Source organism: Escherichia sp. E.sYA108 (assembly GCF_011754335.1).
Lineage (GTDB): Bacteria > Pseudomonadota > Gammaproteobacteria > Enterobacterales > Enterobacteriaceae > Escherichia > Escherichia coli.
Genome location: NZ_JAAQVZ010000001.1, coordinates 4,957,217 through 4,972,831, shown reverse-complemented (window position 1 = coordinate 4,972,831; position 15,615 = coordinate 4,957,217). Strand labels below are relative to the sequence as shown.

The 15,615-nt window shown below is 53.1% G+C and carries 15 protein-coding genes; 12 read left to right on the top strand and 3 right to left on the bottom strand.

Annotated features, from left to right (window positions below):
• The first annotated feature begins 53 nt into the window (after positions 1–53).
• The 7 genes from ubiE (at position 54) to tatD (ending at position 5,535) form a co-directional block, all read left to right on the top strand.
• Positions 54–809 (top strand): bifunctional demethylmenaquinone methyltransferase/2-methoxy-6-polyprenyl-1,4-benzoquinol methylase UbiE, encoded by a 756-nt coding sequence (gene ubiE / locus HBM92_RS23745; RefSeq protein WP_000227959.1) that lies wholly within the window; start codon positions 54–56, stop codon positions 807–809.
• A gap of 13 nt (positions 810–822) precedes the next feature.
• The gene (gene ubiJ / locus HBM92_RS23740; protein ID WP_001305365.1) at positions 823–1,428 is read left to right on the top strand and encodes a ubiquinone biosynthesis protein UbiJ; all 606 of its coding nucleotides are present in this window, start codon (positions 823–825) and stop codon (positions 1,426–1,428) included.
• Positions 1,425–3,065 carry a ubiquinone biosynthesis regulatory protein kinase UbiB gene (gene ubiB, locus HBM92_RS23735; protein WP_000187545.1) on the top strand — a complete coding sequence of 547 codons (1,641 nt, stop codon included), beginning with the start codon at positions 1,425–1,427 and terminating at the stop codon, positions 3,063–3,065. The genes ubiJ and ubiB overlap by 4 nt, the downstream gene beginning before the upstream one ends.
• A 78-nt stretch (positions 3,066–3,143) precedes the next feature.
• Positions 3,144–3,413, top strand: coding sequence for a Sec-independent protein translocase subunit TatA (tatA, locus tag HBM92_RS23730; protein ID WP_001295260.1), 270 nt, complete (start codon positions 3,144–3,146; stop codon positions 3,411–3,413).
• Between the two features lie 3 nt (positions 3,414–3,416).
• Positions 3,417–3,932: a Sec-independent protein translocase protein TatB gene (gene tatB / locus HBM92_RS23725; RefSeq protein ID WP_000459600.1), complete on the top strand. Its 516-nt coding sequence runs from the start codon at positions 3,417–3,419 to the stop codon at positions 3,930–3,932.
• A 2-nt stretch (positions 3,933–3,934) separates the two neighbouring features.
• Positions 3,935–4,711 (top strand): Sec-independent protein translocase subunit TatC, encoded by a 777-nt coding sequence (tatC, locus tag HBM92_RS23720; protein WP_000109949.1) that lies wholly within the window; start codon positions 3,935–3,937, stop codon positions 4,709–4,711.
• A gap of 41 nt (positions 4,712–4,752) precedes the next feature.
• Positions 4,753–5,535 (top strand): 3'-5' ssDNA/RNA exonuclease TatD, encoded by a 783-nt coding sequence (gene tatD, locus HBM92_RS23715; RefSeq protein WP_001350349.1) that lies wholly within the window; start codon positions 4,753–4,755, stop codon positions 5,533–5,535.
• Here tatD and rfaH read toward each other — a convergent pair.
• The gene (gene rfaH / locus HBM92_RS23710) at positions 5,532–6,020 is read right to left on the bottom strand and encodes a transcription/translation regulatory transformer protein RfaH (protein ID WP_001192400.1); all 489 of its coding nucleotides are present in this window, start codon (positions 6,018–6,020) and stop codon (positions 5,532–5,534) included. The genes tatD and rfaH overlap by 4 nt on opposite strands.
• A 166-nt stretch (positions 6,021–6,186) precedes the next feature.
• Here rfaH and ubiD point away from each other — a divergent pair, with 166 nt between their 5' ends.
• A complete protein-coding gene (ubiD, locus tag HBM92_RS23705) occupies positions 6,187–7,680 on the top strand; it encodes a 4-hydroxy-3-polyprenylbenzoate decarboxylase (RefSeq protein WP_000339804.1) in 1,494 nt (497 codons plus the stop codon).
• A 45-nt stretch (positions 7,681–7,725) separates the two neighbouring features.
• Complete coding sequence (gene fre, locus HBM92_RS23700; RefSeq protein WP_000209826.1) at positions 7,726–8,427, top strand: NAD(P)H-flavin reductase; 702 nt, start codon at positions 7,726–7,728, stop codon at positions 8,425–8,427.
• 191 nt (positions 8,428–8,618) lie between these two features.
• Here the strand turns inward: fre and fadA are convergent, their stop codons facing one another.
• Complete coding sequence (fadA, locus tag HBM92_RS23695) at positions 8,619–9,782, bottom strand: acetyl-CoA C-acyltransferase FadA (RefSeq protein WP_000438745.1); 1,164 nt, start codon at positions 9,780–9,782, stop codon at positions 8,619–8,621.
• A 9-nt stretch (positions 9,783–9,791) separates the two neighbouring features.
• On the bottom strand, positions 9,792–11,981 hold the full coding sequence (fadB, locus tag HBM92_RS23690) for a fatty acid oxidation complex subunit alpha FadB (protein ID WP_000965959.1): 2,190 nt from the start codon (positions 11,979–11,981) through the stop codon (positions 9,792–9,794).
• A 189-nt stretch (positions 11,982–12,170) separates the two neighbouring features.
• On the opposite strand from fadB, the gene pepQ reads away from it, so the two are divergent.
• Genes pepQ through trkH form a run of 3 tightly spaced genes read left to right on the top strand, consistent with a single transcriptional unit; the run spans position 12,171 to position 15,606 of the window.
• Positions 12,171–13,502 carry a Xaa-Pro dipeptidase gene (gene pepQ, locus HBM92_RS23685; RefSeq protein ID WP_000444545.1) on the top strand — a complete coding sequence of 444 codons (1,332 nt, stop codon included), beginning with the start codon at positions 12,171–12,173 and terminating at the stop codon, positions 13,500–13,502.
• Complete coding sequence (locus tag HBM92_RS23680) at positions 13,502–14,116, top strand: IMPACT family protein (protein ID WP_001295262.1); 615 nt, start codon at positions 13,502–13,504, stop codon at positions 14,114–14,116. Before pepQ ends, HBM92_RS23680 begins: the two co-directional genes overlap by 1 nt.
• 38 nt (positions 14,117–14,154) lie before the next feature.
• Positions 14,155–15,606 carry a Trk system potassium transporter TrkH gene (gene trkH, locus HBM92_RS23675; protein ID WP_000545665.1) on the top strand — a complete coding sequence of 484 codons (1,452 nt, stop codon included), beginning with the start codon at positions 14,155–14,157 and terminating at the stop codon, positions 15,604–15,606.
• Positions 15,607–15,615 lie beyond the last annotated feature (9 nt).

Below are 15,615 nucleotides of genomic sequence, written 5' to 3'. Positions count from 1 at the left end.
GACGCCCAATCTGTTACACTTCTGGAACAATTTTTTGATGAGCAGGCATTGAGATGGTGGATAAGTCACAAGAAACGACGCACTTTGGTTTTCAGACCGTCGCGAAGGAACAAAAAGCGGATATGGTCGCCCACGTTTTCCATTCCGTGGCATCAAAATACGATGTCATGAATGATTTGATGTCATTCGGTATTCATCGTTTGTGGAAGCGATTCACGATTGATTGCAGCGGCGTACGCCGTGGGCAGACCGTGCTGGATCTGGCTGGTGGCACCGGCGACCTGACAGCGAAATTCTCTCGCCTGGTCGGAGAAACTGGCAAAGTGGTCCTTGCTGATATCAATGAATCCATGCTCAAAATGGGCCGCGAGAAGCTGCGTAATATCGGTGTGATTGGCAACGTTGAGTATGTTCAGGCGAACGCTGAGGCGCTGCCGTTCCCGGATAACACCTTTGATTGCATCACCATTTCGTTTGGTCTGCGTAACGTCACCGACAAAGATAAAGCACTGCGTTCAATGTATCGCGTGCTGAAACCCGGCGGCCGCCTGCTGGTACTTGAGTTCTCGAAGCCAATTATCGAGCCGCTGAGCAAAGCCTATGATGCATACTCCTTCCATGTGCTGCCGCGTATTGGCTCACTGGTCGCGAACGACGCCGACAGCTACCGTTATCTGGCAGAATCCATCCGTATGCATCCCGATCAGGATACCCTGAAAACCATGATGCAGGATGCCGGATTCGAAAGTGTCGACTACTACAATCTGACGGCAGGGGTTGTGGCGCTGCATCGTGGTTATAAGTTCTGACAGGAGACCGGAAATGCCTTTTAAACCTTTAGTGACGGCAGGAATTGAAAGTCTGCTCAACACCTTCCTGTATCGCTCACCCGCGCTGAAAACGGCCCGCTCGCGTCTGTTGGGCAAAGTGCTGCGCGTGGAGGTAAAAGGCTTTTCGACGTCATTGATTCTGGTGTTCAGCGAACGCCAGGTCGATGTACTGGGCGAATGGGCAGGCGATGCTGACTGCACCGTTATCGCTTACGCCAGCGTGTTGCCGAAACTTCGCGATCGCCAGCAGCTTGCCGCACTGATTCGCAGTGGTGAGCTGGAAGTGCAGGGTGATATTCAGGTGGTGCAAAACTTCGTTGCGCTGGCAGATCTGGCAGAGTTCGACCCTGCGGAACTGCTGGCCCCTTATACCGGTGATATCGCCGCTGAAGGTATCAGCAAAGCCCTGCGCGGAGGCGCAAAGTTCCTGCATCACGGCATTAAGCGCCAGCAATGTTATGTGGCGGAAGCCATTACTGAAGAGTGGCGTATGGCACCCGGTCCGCTTGAAGTGGCCTGGTTTGCGGAAGAGACGGCTGCCGTCGAGCGTGCTGTTGATGCCCTGACCAAACGGCTGGAAAAACTGGAGGCTAAATGACGCCAGGTGAAGTACGGCGCCTATATTTCATCATTCGCACTTTTTTAAGCTACGGACTTGATGAACTGATCCCCAAAATGCGTATCACCCTGCCGCTACGGCTATGGCGATACTCATTATTCTGGATGCCAAATCGGCATAAAGACAAACCTTTAGGTGAGCGACTACGACTGGCCCTGCAAGAACTGGGACCGGTATGGATCAAGTTCGGGCAGATGTTATCAACCCGCCGCGATCTTTTTCCGCCGCATATTGCCGATCAGCTGGCGTTATTGCAGGACAAAGTCGCTCCGTTTGATGGCAAGCTGGCGAAGCAGCAGATTGAAGCTGCAATGGGCGGCTTGCCGGTAGAAGCGTGGTTTGACGATTTTGAAATCAAGCCGCTGGCTTCTGCTTCTATCGCCCAGGTTCATACCGCGCGATTGAAATCGAATGGTAAAGAGGTGGTGATTAAAGTTATCCGCCCGGATATTTTGCCGGTCATTAAAGCGGATCTGAAACTTATCTACCGTCTGGCTCGCTGGGTGCCGCGTTTGCTGCCGGATGGTCGCCGTCTGCGCCCAACCGAAGTGGTGCGCGAGTACGAAAAGACCTTGATTGATGAACTGAATTTGCTGCGGGAATCTGCCAACGCCATTCAGCTTCGACGCAATTTTGAAGACAGCCCGATGCTCTACATCCCGGAAGTTTACCCTGACTATTGTAGTGAAGGGATGATGGTGATGGAGCGTATTTACGGCATTCCGGTGTCTGATGTTGCGACGCTGGAGAAAAACGGCACCAACATGAAATTGCTGGCGGAACGCGGCGTGCAGGTGTTCTTCACTCAGGTCTTTCGCGACAGCTTTTTCCATGCTGATATGCACCCTGGCAACATCTTCGTAAGCTATGAACACCCGGAAAACCCGAAATATATCGGCATTGATTGCGGGATTGTTGGCTCGCTAAACAAAGAAGATAAACGCTATCTGGCGGAAAACTTTATCGCCTTCTTTAATCGCGACTATCGCAAAGTGGCAGAGCTACACGTCGATTCTGGTTGGGTGCCACCAGATACCAACGTTGAAGAGTTCGAATTTGCCATTCGTACGGTCTGTGAACCTATCTTTGAGAAACCGCTGGCCGAAATTTCGTTTGGACATGTACTGTTAAATCTGTTTAATACGGCGCGTCGCTTCAATATGGAAGTGCAGCCGCAACTGGTGTTACTCCAGAAAACCCTGCTCTACGTCGAAGGGGTAGGACGCCAGCTTTATCCGCAACTCGATTTATGGAAAACGGCGAAGCCTTTCCTGGAGTCGTGGATTAAAGATCAGGTCGGTATTCCTGCGCTGGTGAGAGCATTTAAAGAAAAAGCGCCGTTCTGGGTCGAAAAAATGCCAGAACTGCCCGAACTGGTTTACGACAGTTTGCGCCAGGGCAAGTATTTACAGCATAGTGTTGATAAGATTGCCCGCGAGCTTCAGTCAAATCATGTACGTCAGGGACAATCGCGTTATTTTCTCGGAATTGGCGCTACGTTAGTATTAAGTGGCACATTCTTGTTGGTCAGCCGACCTGAATGGGGGTTGATGCCCGGCTGGTTAATGGCAGGTGGTCTGATCGCCTGGTTTGTCGGTTGGCGCAAAACACGCTGATTTTTTCATCGCTCAAGGCGGGCCGTGTAACGTATAATGCGGCTTTGTTTAATCATCATCTACCACAGAGGAACATGTATGGGTGGTATCAGTATTTGGCAGTTATTGATTATTGCCGTCATCGTTGTACTGCTTTTTGGCACCAAAAAGCTCGGCTCCATCGGTTCCGATCTTGGTGCGTCGATCAAAGGCTTTAAAAAAGCAATGAGCGATGATGAACCAAAGCAGGATAAAACCAGCCAGGATGCTGATTTTACTGCGAAAACTATCGCCGATAAGCAGGCGGATACGAATCAGGAACAGGCTAAAACAGAAGACGCGAAGCGCCACGATAAAGAGCAGGTGTAATCTGTGTTTGATATCGGTTTTAGCGAACTGCTATTGGTGTTCATCATCGGCCTCGTCGTTCTGGGGCCGCAACGACTGCCTGTGGCGGTAAAAACGGTAGCGGGCTGGATTCGCGCGTTGCGTTCACTGGCGACAACGGTGCAGAACGAACTGACCCAGGAGTTAAAACTCCAGGAGTTTCAGGACAGTCTGAAAAAGGTTGAAAAGGCGAGCCTCACTAACCTGACGCCCGAACTGAAAGCGTCGATGGATGAATTACGCCAGGCTGCGGAGTCGATGAAGCGTTCCTACGTTGCAAACGATCCTGAAAAGGCGAGCGATGAAGCGCACACCATCCATAACCCGGTGGTGAAAGACAATGAAACTGCGCATGAAGGCGTAACGCCTGCTGCTGCACAAACGCAGGCCAGTTCGCCGGAACAGAAGCCAGAAACTACGCCAGAGCCGGTGGTAAAACCTGCTGCGGACGCTGAACCGAAAACCGCTGCACCTTCCCCTTCGTCGAGTGATAAACCGTAAACATGTCTGTAGAAGATACTCAACCGCTTATCACGCATCTGATTGAGCTGCGTAAGCGTCTGCTGAACTGCATTATCTCGGTGATCGTGATATTCCTGTGTCTGGTCTATTTCGCCAATGACATCTATCACCTGGTATCCGCGCCATTGATCAAGCAGTTGCCGCAAGGTTCAACGATGATCGCCACCGACGTGGCCTCGCCGTTCTTTACGCCGATCAAGCTGACCTTTATGGTGTCGCTGATTCTGTCAGCGCCGGTGATTCTCTATCAGGTGTGGGCGTTTATCGCCCCAGCGCTGTATAAGCATGAACGTCGCCTGGTGGTGCCGCTGCTGGTTTCCAGCTCTCTGCTGTTTTATATCGGCATGGCGTTCGCCTACTTTGTGGTCTTTCCGCTGGCATTTGGCTTCCTTGCCAATACCGCGCCGGAAGGGGTACAGGTATCCACCGACATCGCGAGCTATTTAAGCTTCGTTATGGCGCTGTTTATGGCGTTTGGTGTCTCCTTTGAAGTGCCGGTGGCAATTGTGCTGCTGTGCTGGATGGGGATTACCTCGCCAGAAGACTTACGCAAAAAACGCCCGTATGTGCTGGTTGGTGCATTCGTTGTCGGGATGTTGCTGACGCCGCCGGATGTCTTCTCGCAAACGCTGTTGGCGATCCCTATGTACTGCCTGTTTGAAATCGGTGTCTTCTTCTCACGCTTTTACGTTGGTAAAGGGCGAAACCGGGAAGAGGAAAACGACGCTGAAGCAGAAAGCGAAAAAACTGAAGAATAAATTCAACCGCCCGTCAGGGCGGTTGTCATATGGAGTACAGGATGTTTGATATCGGCGTTAATTTGACCAGCTCGCAATTTGCGAAAGACCGTGATGATGTTGTAGCGCGCGCTTTTGACGCGGGAGTTAATGGGCTACTCATCACCGGTACCAATCTGCGTGAAAGCCAGCAGGCGCAAAAGCTGGCGCGTCAGTATTCGTCCTGTTGGTCAACGGCGGGCGTACATCCTCACGACAGCAGCCAGTGGCAAGCTGTGACTGAAGAAGCGATTATTGAGCTGGCCGCGCAGCCAGAAGTGGTGGCGATTGGTGAATGTGGTCTCGACTTTAACCGCAACTTTTCGACGCCGGAAGAGCAGGAACTCGCTTTTGTTGCCCAGCTACGCATTGCCGCAGAATTAAACATGCCGGTATTTATGCACTGTCGCGATGCCCACGAGCGGTTTATGACATTGCTGGAGCCGTGGCTGGATAAACTGCCTGGTGCGGTTCTTCATTGCTTTACCGGCACACGCGAAGAGATGCAGGCGTGCGTGGCGCGTGGAATTTATATCGGCATTACCGGTTGGGTTTGCGATGAACGACGCGGGCTGGAGCTGCGGAAATTGTTGCCGTTGATTCCGGCGGAGAAATTGCTGATCGAAACTGATGCGCCGTATCTGCTCCCTCGCGATCTCACGCCAAAGCCATCATCCCGGCGCAACGAGCCAGCCCATCTGCCCCATATTTTGCAACGTATTGCGCACTGGCGTGGAGAAGATGCCGCATGGCTGGCTGCCACCACGGATGCCAATGTCAAAACACTGTTTGGGATTGCGTTTTAGAGTTTGCGGAACTCGGTGTTCTTCACACTGTGCTTAATCTCTTTATTAATAAGATTAAGCAATAGCATGGAGCGAGCCTCGCCATCGGGCTCGGTGAAAATGGCCTGAAAACCTTCGAATGCGCCTTCAGTAATAATCACTTTATCACCAGGATACGGCGTCGATGGATCGACAATATCTTTCGGTTTATACACTGATAACTGATGAATCACCGCCGATGGGACTATCGCTGGCGACGCGCCAAAGCGCACGAAGTGGCTGACACCACGGGTCGCGTTGATAGTCGTGGTATGAATCACTTCCGGATCGAACTCCACAAACAAGTAGTTGGGGAACAATGGCTCACTGACTGCAGTACGTTTGCCACGCACGATTTTTTCCAGGGTGATCATCGGTGCCAGGCAATTCACAGCCTGTCTTTCGAGGTGTTCCTGGGCACGTTGAAGTTGCCCGCGCTTGCAGTACAGTAAATACCAGGATTGCATAATGACTCTTATCCGTTTAATCGGGGCGCAAGGATAGCAAAAGCTTTACGCTAAGTTAATTATATTCCCCGGTTTGCGTTATACCGTCAGAGTTCACGCTAATTTAACAAATTTACAGCATCGCAAAGATGAACGCCGTATAATGGGCGCAGATTAAGAGGCTACAATGGACGCCATGAAATATAACGATTTACGCGACTTCTTGACGCTGCTTGAACAGCAGGGTGAGCTAAAACGTATCACGCTCCCGGTGGATCCGCACCTGGAAATCACTGAAATTGCTGACCGCACTTTGCGTGCCGGTGGGCCTGCGCTGTTGTTCGAAAACCCTAAAGGCTACTCAATGCCGGTGCTGTGCAACCTGTTCGGTACGCCAAAGCGCGTGGCGATGGGCATGGGGCAGGAAGATGTTTCGGCGCTGCGTGAAGTTGGTAAATTATTGGCGTTTCTGAAAGAGCCGGAGCCGCCAAAAGGTTTCCGCGACCTGTTTGATAAACTGCCGCAGTTTAAGCAAGTATTGAACATGCCGACAAAGCGACTGCGTGGTGCACCCTGCCAACAAAAAATCGTCTCTGGCGATGACGTCGATCTCAATCGCATTCCCATTATGACCTGCTGGCCGGAAGATGCCGCGCCGCTGATTACCTGGGGGCTCACCGTAACGCGCGGCCCGCATAAAGAGCGGCAGAATCTGGGCATTTATCGCCAGCAGCTAATTGGTAAAAACAAACTGATTATGCGCTGGCTGTCGCATCGCGGCGGCGCGTTGGATTATCAGGAGTGGTGTGCGGCGCATCCGGGCGAACGTTTCCCGGTTTCTGTGGCGCTGGGTGCCGATCCTGCCACGATTCTCGGTGCAGTCACCCCCGTTCCGGATACGCTTTCAGAGTATGCGTTTGCCGGATTGCTGCGCGGTACCAAGACCGAAGTGGTGAAGTGTATCTCCAATGACCTTGAAGTGCCCGCCAGTGCGGAGATTGTGCTGGAAGGGTATATCGAACAAGGCGAAACTGCGCCGGAAGGGCCGTATGGCGACCACACCGGTTACTATAACGAAGTCGATAGTTTTCCGGTATTTACCGTGACGCATATTACCCAGCGTGAAGATGCGATTTATCATTCCACCTATACCGGGCGTCCGCCAGATGAACCTGCGGTACTGGGTGTAGCACTGAACGAAGTGTTCGTGCCGATTCTGCAAAAACAGTTCCCGGAAATTGTCGATTTTTATCTGCCGCCGGAAGGCTGTTCTTATCGTCTGGCGGTAGTGACGATCAAAAAACAGTACGCCGGACACGCGAAGCGCGTCATGATGGGCGTCTGGTCGTTCTTACGCCAGTTTATGTACACTAAATTTGTGATCGTTTGCGATGATGACGTCAACGCCCGCGACTGGAACGATGTGATTTGGGCGATTACCACCCGTATGGACCCGGCGCGGGATACTGTTCTGGTAGAAAATACGCCTATTGATTATCTGGATTTTGCCTCGCCTGTCTCCGGGCTGGGTTCAAAAATGGGGCTGGATGCCACGAATAAATGGCCGGGTGAAACCCAGCGTGAATGGGGACGTCCCATCAAAAAAGATCCAGATGTTGTCGCGCATATTGACGCCATTTGGGATGAACTGGCTATTTTTAACAACGGTAAAAGCGCCTGATGCGCGTTTGTTTTGCCCTATTTATCGATCCGACAGAGAAAGCGCATGACAACCTTAAGCTGTAAAGTGACCTCGGTAGAAGCTATCACGGATACCGTATATCGTGTCCGCATCGTGCCAGACGCGGCCTTTTCTTTTCGTGCTGGTCAGTATTTGATGGTAGTGATGGATGAGCGCGACAAACGTCCGTTCTCAATGGCTTCGACGCCAGATGAAAAAGGGTTTATCGAGCTGCATATTGGCGCTTCTGAAATCAACCTTTACGCGAAAGCAGTCATGGACCGCATCCTCAAAGATCATCAAATCGTGGTCGATATTCCCCACGGAGAAGCGTGGCTGCGCGATGATGAAGAGCGTCCGATGATTTTGATTGCGGGCGGCACCGGGTTCTCTTATGCCCGCTCGATTTTGCTGACAGCGTTGGCGCGTAACCCAAACCGTGATATCACCATTTACTGGGGCGGGCGTGAAGAGCAGCATCTGTATGATCTCTGCGAGCTTGAGGCGCTTTCGTTGAAGCATCCTGGTCTACAAGTGGTGCCGGTGGTTGAACAACCGGAAGCGGGCTGGCGTGGGCGTACTGGCACCGTGTTAACGGCGGTATTGCAGGATCATGGTACGCTGGCAGAGCATGATATCTATATTGCCGGACGTTTTGAGATGGCGAAAATTGCCCGTGACCTGTTTTGCAGCGAGCGTAATGCGCGGGAAGATCGCCTGTTTGGCGATGCGTTTGCATTTATCTGAGATATAAAAAAACCCGCCCCTGACAGGCGGGAAGAACGGCAACTAAAACTTTATTCAGTGGCATTTAGATCTATGTCGCATCCGGCAATTGGTGCACGATGCCTGATGCGACGCTGGCGCGTCTTATCAGGCCTACATTGGTGCCGGATCGGTAGACCGGATAAGGCGTTCACGCCGCATCCGGCAAGTGGTTAAACCCGCTCAAACACCGTCGCAATACCCTGACCCAGACCGATACACATCGTCGCCAGACCAAACTGAACGTCTTTGCGCTCCATCAGATTCAGCAGCGTGGTGCTGATACGCGCACCGGAACAACCCAGCGGATGACCCAGCGCGATCGCGCCACCGTTGAGGTTGATCTTCTCGTCAATCTGCTCCATTAACCCGAGATCTTTAATACACGGCAGGATCTGCGCGGCAAAGGCTTCGTTCATCTCGAATACGCCGATATCGCTGGCAGAAAGCCCCGCTTTTTTCAGCGCCAGCTTCGAGGCCGGAACCGGACCATAACCCATAATCGATGGGTCACAACCCACAACCGCCATCGAACGCACGCAGGCGCGCGGCTTAAGACCTAAGTCACGGGCGCGGCTTTCACTCATCACCAGCATGGCAGCTGCGCCATCGGAAAGCGCAGAAGATGTACCCGCCGTTACCGTACCGCTGACGGGATCAAACGCCGGACGCAGTGTGGCGAGGGCTTCCACGGTGGTTTCCGGGCGAATCACTTCGTCGTAATTAAACTGCTTCAATACGCCGTCGGCATCGTGACCACCGGTCGGGATGATTTCATTTTTAAATGCGCCTGACTGCGTGGCGGCCCAGGCGCGGGCGTGTGACCGTGCGGCAAAGGCATCCTGCATTTCACGGCTGATACCGTGCATACGCGCCAGCATTTCTGCCGTTAAGCCCATCATGCCCGCCGCTTTGGCGACATTGCGGCTCAGGCCGGGGTGAAAATCGACGCCGTGACTCATCGGCACATGGCCCATATGCTCCACGCCGCCAACCAGACATGCCTGCGCATCGCCGGTCATGATCATTCGTGCCGCGTCATGCAGTGCCTGCATGGATGAACCACACAAGCGATTGACGGTCACCGCCGGGACAGAGTGCGGCACTTCTGCCAACAGCGCCGCGTTACGGGCGATATTAAAACCCTGCTCCAGCGTTTGCTGCACACAACCCCAGTAAATATCGTCGAGGGCCGCTGCTTCCAGCGCCGGGTTACGCGCCAGCAGGCTACGCATTAAATGAGCGGAGAGATCTTCCGCACGCACGTTACGAAAAGCACCGCCCTTCGAACGGCCCATCGGGGTGCGAATTGCATCGACAATGACAACCTGTTCCATTGTGACTCCTTAAGCCGTTTTCAGGTCGCCAACCGGACGGGCTGGCTCAACCGGGGGATAGTACGGTTCGTTATGACGTGCTTTATTACGCAGACCTTCCGGTACTTCATACAGCGGGCCGAGGTGCTGATATTGCTGTGCCATATCGAGGTATTTTGCGCTGCCGAGGGTGTCCAACCAGCGGAACGCGCCGCCGTGGAACGGAGGGAAGCCCAGGCCGTAGACCAGCGCCATATCCGCTTCTGCCGGAGTGGCGATAATGCCCTCTTCCAGACAGCGGACCACTTCGTTGACCATCGGGATCATCATGCGGGCGATAATCTCTTCCTCGCTGAAATCGCGCTTCGGCTGGCTCACTTTTGCCAGCAGGTCGTCAACGACGACATCTTCTTCTTTCTTCGGCTTACCTTTGCTGTCTTCTTTATAACGCCAGAAACCGAGGCCGTTCTTCTGACCAAAGCGGTTGGCATTAAACAGCGCGTCGATGGCATCGCGATAATCTTTCTGCATCCGCTGCGGGAAGCCTGCTGCCATGACAGCCTGGGCGTGATGCGCGGTGTCAATGCCCACAACATCCAGCAGATATGCCGGACCCATCGGCCAGCCAAACTGTTTTTCCATCACTTTGTCGATCTTGCGGAAATCCGCGCCGTCGCGCAGCAACTGGCTGAAACCGGCGAAATAGGGGAACAGTACACGGTTGACGAAGAAGCCGGGGCAGTCGTTAACCACAATCGGCGTTTTGCCCATCTTGCTCGCCCAGGCGACGACTTTCGCGATGGTTTCGTCGGAGCTTTTCTCGCCGCGAATAATTTCTACTAACGGCATTCGGTGGACCGGGTTAAAGAAGTGCATCCCGCAGAAGTTTTCCGGACGTTCCAGCGCGTTGGCCAGTTCGCTGATAGGAATGGTTGAAGTGTTAGACGCCAGTACGGTATCCGGGCGTACTTTCTGCTCGGTTTCTGCCAGCACTGCTTTTTTCACTTTCGGGTTTTCAACAACCGCTTCTACCACAACATCCACGCGGTCAAACCCGGCGTAGTCGAGCGTTGGGTGAATTGTGGAGATCACGCCAGCCAGTTTCAGACCATCGATCTTGCCGCGCTCAAGCTGCTTGTTCAGCAGTTTCGCGGCTTCGGTCATGCCGAGGGTTAACGACTTGTCGTTGATATCTTTCATGACAACCGGCACGCCTTTCCACGCAGACTGGTAGGCGATGCCGCCGCCCATAATGCCTGCGCCCAGCACAGCGGCCTGTTTCGGGGTTTCAACATCTTTGGTGAGTTTCTTCGCTTTACCTTTTACATATTGATCGTTAAGGAAAATGCCGACCAGTGCGCGGGCTTCGTTGGTATGCGCCAGCGGGACAAAACTTTTGTTTTCCAGGTTTAAGGCTTCTTCACGACCAAAACGGGCCGCAGCTTCAATGGTTTTTACTGCGGTGATGGGGGCCGGATAATGTTTCCCCGCCGTTTGCGCGACCATCCCTTTAGCGATGGTGAAGCTCATGGCGGCTTCAATCTTGCTCAGTTTTAGCGGTTCCAGCTTCGGCTGACGTTTTGCTTTCCAGTCGAGGTCGCCGTTAATGGCCTGGCGTAAAATCGCCATCGCCCCTTCAACCAGTTTTTCTGCTTTGACTACACCATCCACCAGACCGATTTTCAGCGCCTGATCCGCGCCGACATCTTTACCGGCGGCAATGATTTCCAGCGCACTGTCAGCACCGAGCATACGTGGCATACGTACAGAACCGCCAAAGCCCGGCATGATGCCCAGTTTGGTTTCCGGCAGACCGATGCGCAGATCCGGCGTCGCCAGACGATAATCGGTCGCCAGCACGCATTCGCAGCCACCGCCCAGCGCATAGCCGTTGACGGCAGCAATGGTCGGCACCGGGAGATCTTCCAGGCGATTAAACACGCTATTGGCAAAGTGCAGCCACTGACTTAACTGTTCTTCAGGAACGAGGAACAGGGACAAAAATTCGGTGATATCAGCACCGACGATAAAGGCTGCTTTGTTCGAACGCAGCAGCAGCCCTTTTAGATCTGATTGCTGTTCCAGCACGCCGATGGCCTCGCCGAGGCTGGCGACGGTGGCAGTGTCGAGTTTATTAACTGAACCTGGGGCATCAAATACCAGTTCGGCAATGCCATCTTCCAGCCAGTCAAGGTACAGGGTGTCGCCTTTGTAAAGCATGTCAGTCTCCTGAATCCGCAAGGTGATCTGGTCGTACCAGATGCATCGAAGTGTGTATTTTGTGTTAAAAATATGCAAATAAAATATTAAGGAAATGCCGATCTGATCACGCTCGGCAGAAATCACGCTCTGGATGAACGATGTGCTAAGATGCGGAGACTTAAGGTCAAAAAAACAGAAGGGTAAAAAATGGAATCACTGGCCTCGCTCTATAAAAATCATATAGCTACCTTACAGGAACGGACTCGCGATGCGCTGGCGCGCTTCAAGCTGGATGCGTTACTTATTCACTCCGGCGAACTGTTCAACGTTTTTCTCGACGATCATCCCTATCCGTTTAAAGTGAACCCGCAATTCAAAGCGTGGGTGCCGGTAACTCAGGTGCCAAACTGCTGGCTGCTGGTGGATGGCGTGAATAAGCCGAAACTGTGGTTTTATCTGCCGGTTGATTACTGGCACAACGTCGAACCGCTGCCGAACTCCTTCTGGACTGAAGATGTAGAAGTGATCGCGCTGCCAAAAGCCGATGGCATTGGTAGTCTGTTGCCTGCTGCGCGCGGCAATATCGGTTATATCGGTCCGGTGCCAGAACGTGCGCTGCAACTGGGTATTGAGGCCAGCAATATCAACCCGAAAGGGGTGATCGACTACCTGCATTACTATCGCTCCTTCAAAACCGAGTACGAACTGGCCTGTATGCGTGAAGCGCAGAAAATGGCGGTCAACGGTCATCGCGCGGCAGAAGAAGCGTTCCGTTCTGGCATGAGCGAGTTCGATATCAACATTGCCTATCTGACCGCGACCGGTCATCGTGATACCGACGTACCTTATAGCAACATTGTGGCGCTTAACGAACACGCTGCGGTGTTGCATTACACCAAACTGGACCACCAGGCACCGGAAGAGATGCGCAGCTTCCTGCTGGATGCCGGGGCCGAATATAACGGCTATGCGGCTGATCTAACCCGTACCTGGTCGGCAAAAAGCGACAACGACTACGCACAGCTGGTGAAAGACGTAAATGATGAGCAACTGGCGCTGATCGCCACCATGAAAGCAGGCGTCAGCTATGTGGATTACCATATCCAGTTCCATCAGCGCATCGCCAAACTGCTGCGTAAACATCAAATCATCACCGATATGAGTGAAGAAGCGATGGTCGAAAACGATCTCACCGGACCGTTTATGCCGCACGGTATCGGCCATCCGCTGGGCCTGCAGGTGCATGACGTAGCCGGTTTTATGCAGGATGATAGCGGTACGCACCTCGCGGCACCGGCAAAATATCCGTACCTGCGCTGCACCCGTATTCTCCAGCCGGGCATGGTGTTAACCATCGAACCGGGTATCTACTTCATCGAATCGCTTCTGGCACCGTGGCGTGAAGGGCAGTTCAGCAAACACTTCAACTGGCAGAAAATTGAAGCACTGAAACCGTTCGGCGGCATTCGTATCGAAGACAACGTGGTGATTCACGAAAACAACGTGGAAAACATGACCCGGGATCTGAAACTGGCGTGATGGAAAGCTGGTTAATTCCTGCGGCACCGGTCACGGTCGTTGAAGAGATCAAAAAGAGCCGCTTCATTACGCTGTTGGCGCATACCGATGGCGTTGAGGCGGCAAAAGCGTTTGTTGAATCGGTGCGGGCAGAACACCCCGATGCCCGCCACCATTGCGTGGCGTGGGTGGCGGGTGCGCCGGATGATTCTCAACAACTGGGTTTCTCTGACGACGGGGAGCCGGCGGGAACGGCAGGTAAACCGATGCTCGCCCAACTAATGGGCAGCGGCGTCGGGGAAATTACCGCTGTGGTGGTGCGCTACTACGGCGGCATATTGCTTGGCACCGGTGGGTTAGTGAAAGCGTATGGCGGCGGCGTGAATCAGGCGCTGCGCCAGCTAACGACCCAACGCAAGACACCATTAACCGAATATACTTTGCAATGTGAATATAGTCAGTTAACCGGCATTGAAGCGTTGCTGGGGCAGTGTGACGGCAAAATTATCAACAGTGATTATCAGGCATTCGTTCTGCTGCGGGTGGCGCTTCCGGCGGCGAAAGTGGCTGAATTTTCCGCAAAGCTGGCGGATTTTAGCCGTGGTTCATTGCAATTGTTAGCGATTGAAGAATAATCCCCACTTCGTTTTGCAGAACTAAGGAAGCGGCAGAGATGCATTTTCGCGCCATTACCCGAATCGTTGGACTACTGGTCATCTTATTTTCAGGGACCATGATTATCCCTGGGCTGGTAGCACTCATCTACCGGGATGGAGCGGGACGCGCTTTTACCCAGACCTTTTTTGTCGCCCTCGCCATTGGCTCTATGCTTTGGTGGCCGAACCGCAAAGAGAAGGGCGAACTGAAATCCCGTGAGGGGTTTCTGATAGTGGTGCTGTTCTGGACCGTGCTGGGTAGCGTCGGTGCGCTCCCTTTTATCTTCTCGGAAAGCCCGAACCTCACGATTACCGATGCGTTTTTTGAATCTTTCTCTGGCCTGACCACCACGGGGGCCACTACGCTGGTGGGGCTGGATTCGCTCCCTCATGCCATCCTCTTTTATCGCCAGATGCTGCAATGGTTTGGCGGTATGGGGATCATCGTGCTGGCGGTTGCGATACTGCCTATCCTCGGCGTGGGTGGGATGCAGCTCTATCGCGCAGAAATGCCCGGCCCGCTGAAAGATAACAAAATGCGCCCGCGAATTGCGGAAACGGCGAAAACCCTGTGGTTGATTTATGTCTTGCTGACCGTCGCCTGTGCGCTGGCGTTGTGGTTTGCTGGAATGGATGCCTTTGATGCCATCGGCCATAGCTTTGCGACCATCGCTATTGGCGGCTTCTCGACACATGATGCCAGTATCGGTTATTTCGACAGCCCGACTATTAACACTATCATTGCTATCTTCCTGCTGATCTCTGGCTGTAACTACGGTCTGCACTTTTCACTGTTAAGTGGGCGTAGTCTGAAGGTTTATTGGCGCGATCCGGAATTTCGCATGTTTATCGGCGTACAGTTTTCACTGGTGGTTATTTGTACACTCGTACTGTGGTTTCATAATGTCTACAGTTCGGCGCTGATGACAATTAACCAAGCGTTTTTCCAGGTGGTGTCGATGGCGACAACCGCCGGGTTTACAACTGACAGCATTGCCCGCTGGCCGCTCTTTTTGCCGGTACTGCTTTTATGTTCAGCTTTTATCGGCGGTTGCGCCGGGTCAACGGGCGGTGGCCTGAAAGTGATCCGCATCCTGCTGCTGTTTAAGCAGGGGAACCGTGAGCTGAAACGACTGGTGCATCCGAACGCCGTCTATAGCATTAAGCTGGGGAATCGCGCACTGCCGGAACGTATCCTCGAAGCCGTTTGGGGATTTTTCTCCGCCTATGCATTGGTGTTTATTGTCAGTATGCTGGCGATTATCGCCACGGGCGTGGATGACTTTTCTGCCTTTGCCTCGGTTGTTGCAACATTGAATAACCTGGGGCCAGGGCTTGGCGTGGTTGCTGATAACTTTACCAGTATGAACCCGGTGGCTAAATGGATCCTGATTGCCAACATGCTGTTTGGTCGTCTCGAGGTCTTTACATTGCTGGTGCTCTTTACCCCGACTTTCTGGCGTGAATGATGGAGTAAT

What these genes read in the sequence shown, in the direction of transcription:
- tatD (WP_001350349.1), top strand. Translation starts at nt 4,753, where the DNA reads ATGTTTGATATCGGCGTTAATTTGACCAGCTCGCAATTTGCGAAAGAC.
- fre (WP_000209826.1), top strand. Translation starts at nt 7,726, where the DNA reads ATGACAACCTTAAGCTGTAAAGTGACCTCGGTAGAAGCTATCACGGAT.
- ubiE (WP_000227959.1), top strand. Translation starts at nt 54, where the DNA reads ATGGTGGATAAGTCACAAGAAACGACGCACTTTGGTTTTCAGACCGTC.
- rfaH (WP_001192400.1), bottom strand. Translation starts at nt 6,020, where the DNA reads ATGCAATCCTGGTATTTACTGTACTGCAAGCGCGGGCAACTTCAACGT.
- ubiB (WP_000187545.1), top strand. Translation starts at nt 1,425, where the DNA reads ATGACGCCAGGTGAAGTACGGCGCCTATATTTCATCATTCGCACTTTT.
- ubiJ (WP_001305365.1), top strand. Translation starts at nt 823, where the DNA reads ATGCCTTTTAAACCTTTAGTGACGGCAGGAATTGAAAGTCTGCTCAAC.
- trkH (WP_000545665.1), top strand. Translation starts at nt 14,155, where the DNA reads ATGCATTTTCGCGCCATTACCCGAATCGTTGGACTACTGGTCATCTTA.
- fadA (WP_000438745.1), bottom strand. Translation starts at nt 9,782, where the DNA reads ATGGAACAGGTTGTCATTGTCGATGCAATTCGCACCCCGATGGGCCGT.
- ubiD (WP_000339804.1), top strand. Translation starts at nt 6,187, where the DNA reads ATGGACGCCATGAAATATAACGATTTACGCGACTTCTTGACGCTGCTT.
- HBM92_RS23680 (WP_001295262.1), top strand. Translation starts at nt 13,502, where the DNA reads ATGGAAAGCTGGTTAATTCCTGCGGCACCGGTCACGGTCGTTGAAGAG.
- tatA (WP_001295260.1), top strand. Translation starts at nt 3,144, where the DNA reads ATGGGTGGTATCAGTATTTGGCAGTTATTGATTATTGCCGTCATCGTT.
- tatC (WP_000109949.1), top strand. Translation starts at nt 3,935, where the DNA reads ATGTCTGTAGAAGATACTCAACCGCTTATCACGCATCTGATTGAGCTG.
- fadB (WP_000965959.1), bottom strand. Translation starts at nt 11,981, where the DNA reads ATGCTTTACAAAGGCGACACCCTGTACCTTGACTGGCTGGAAGATGGC.
- pepQ (WP_000444545.1), top strand. Translation starts at nt 12,171, where the DNA reads ATGGAATCACTGGCCTCGCTCTATAAAAATCATATAGCTACCTTACAG.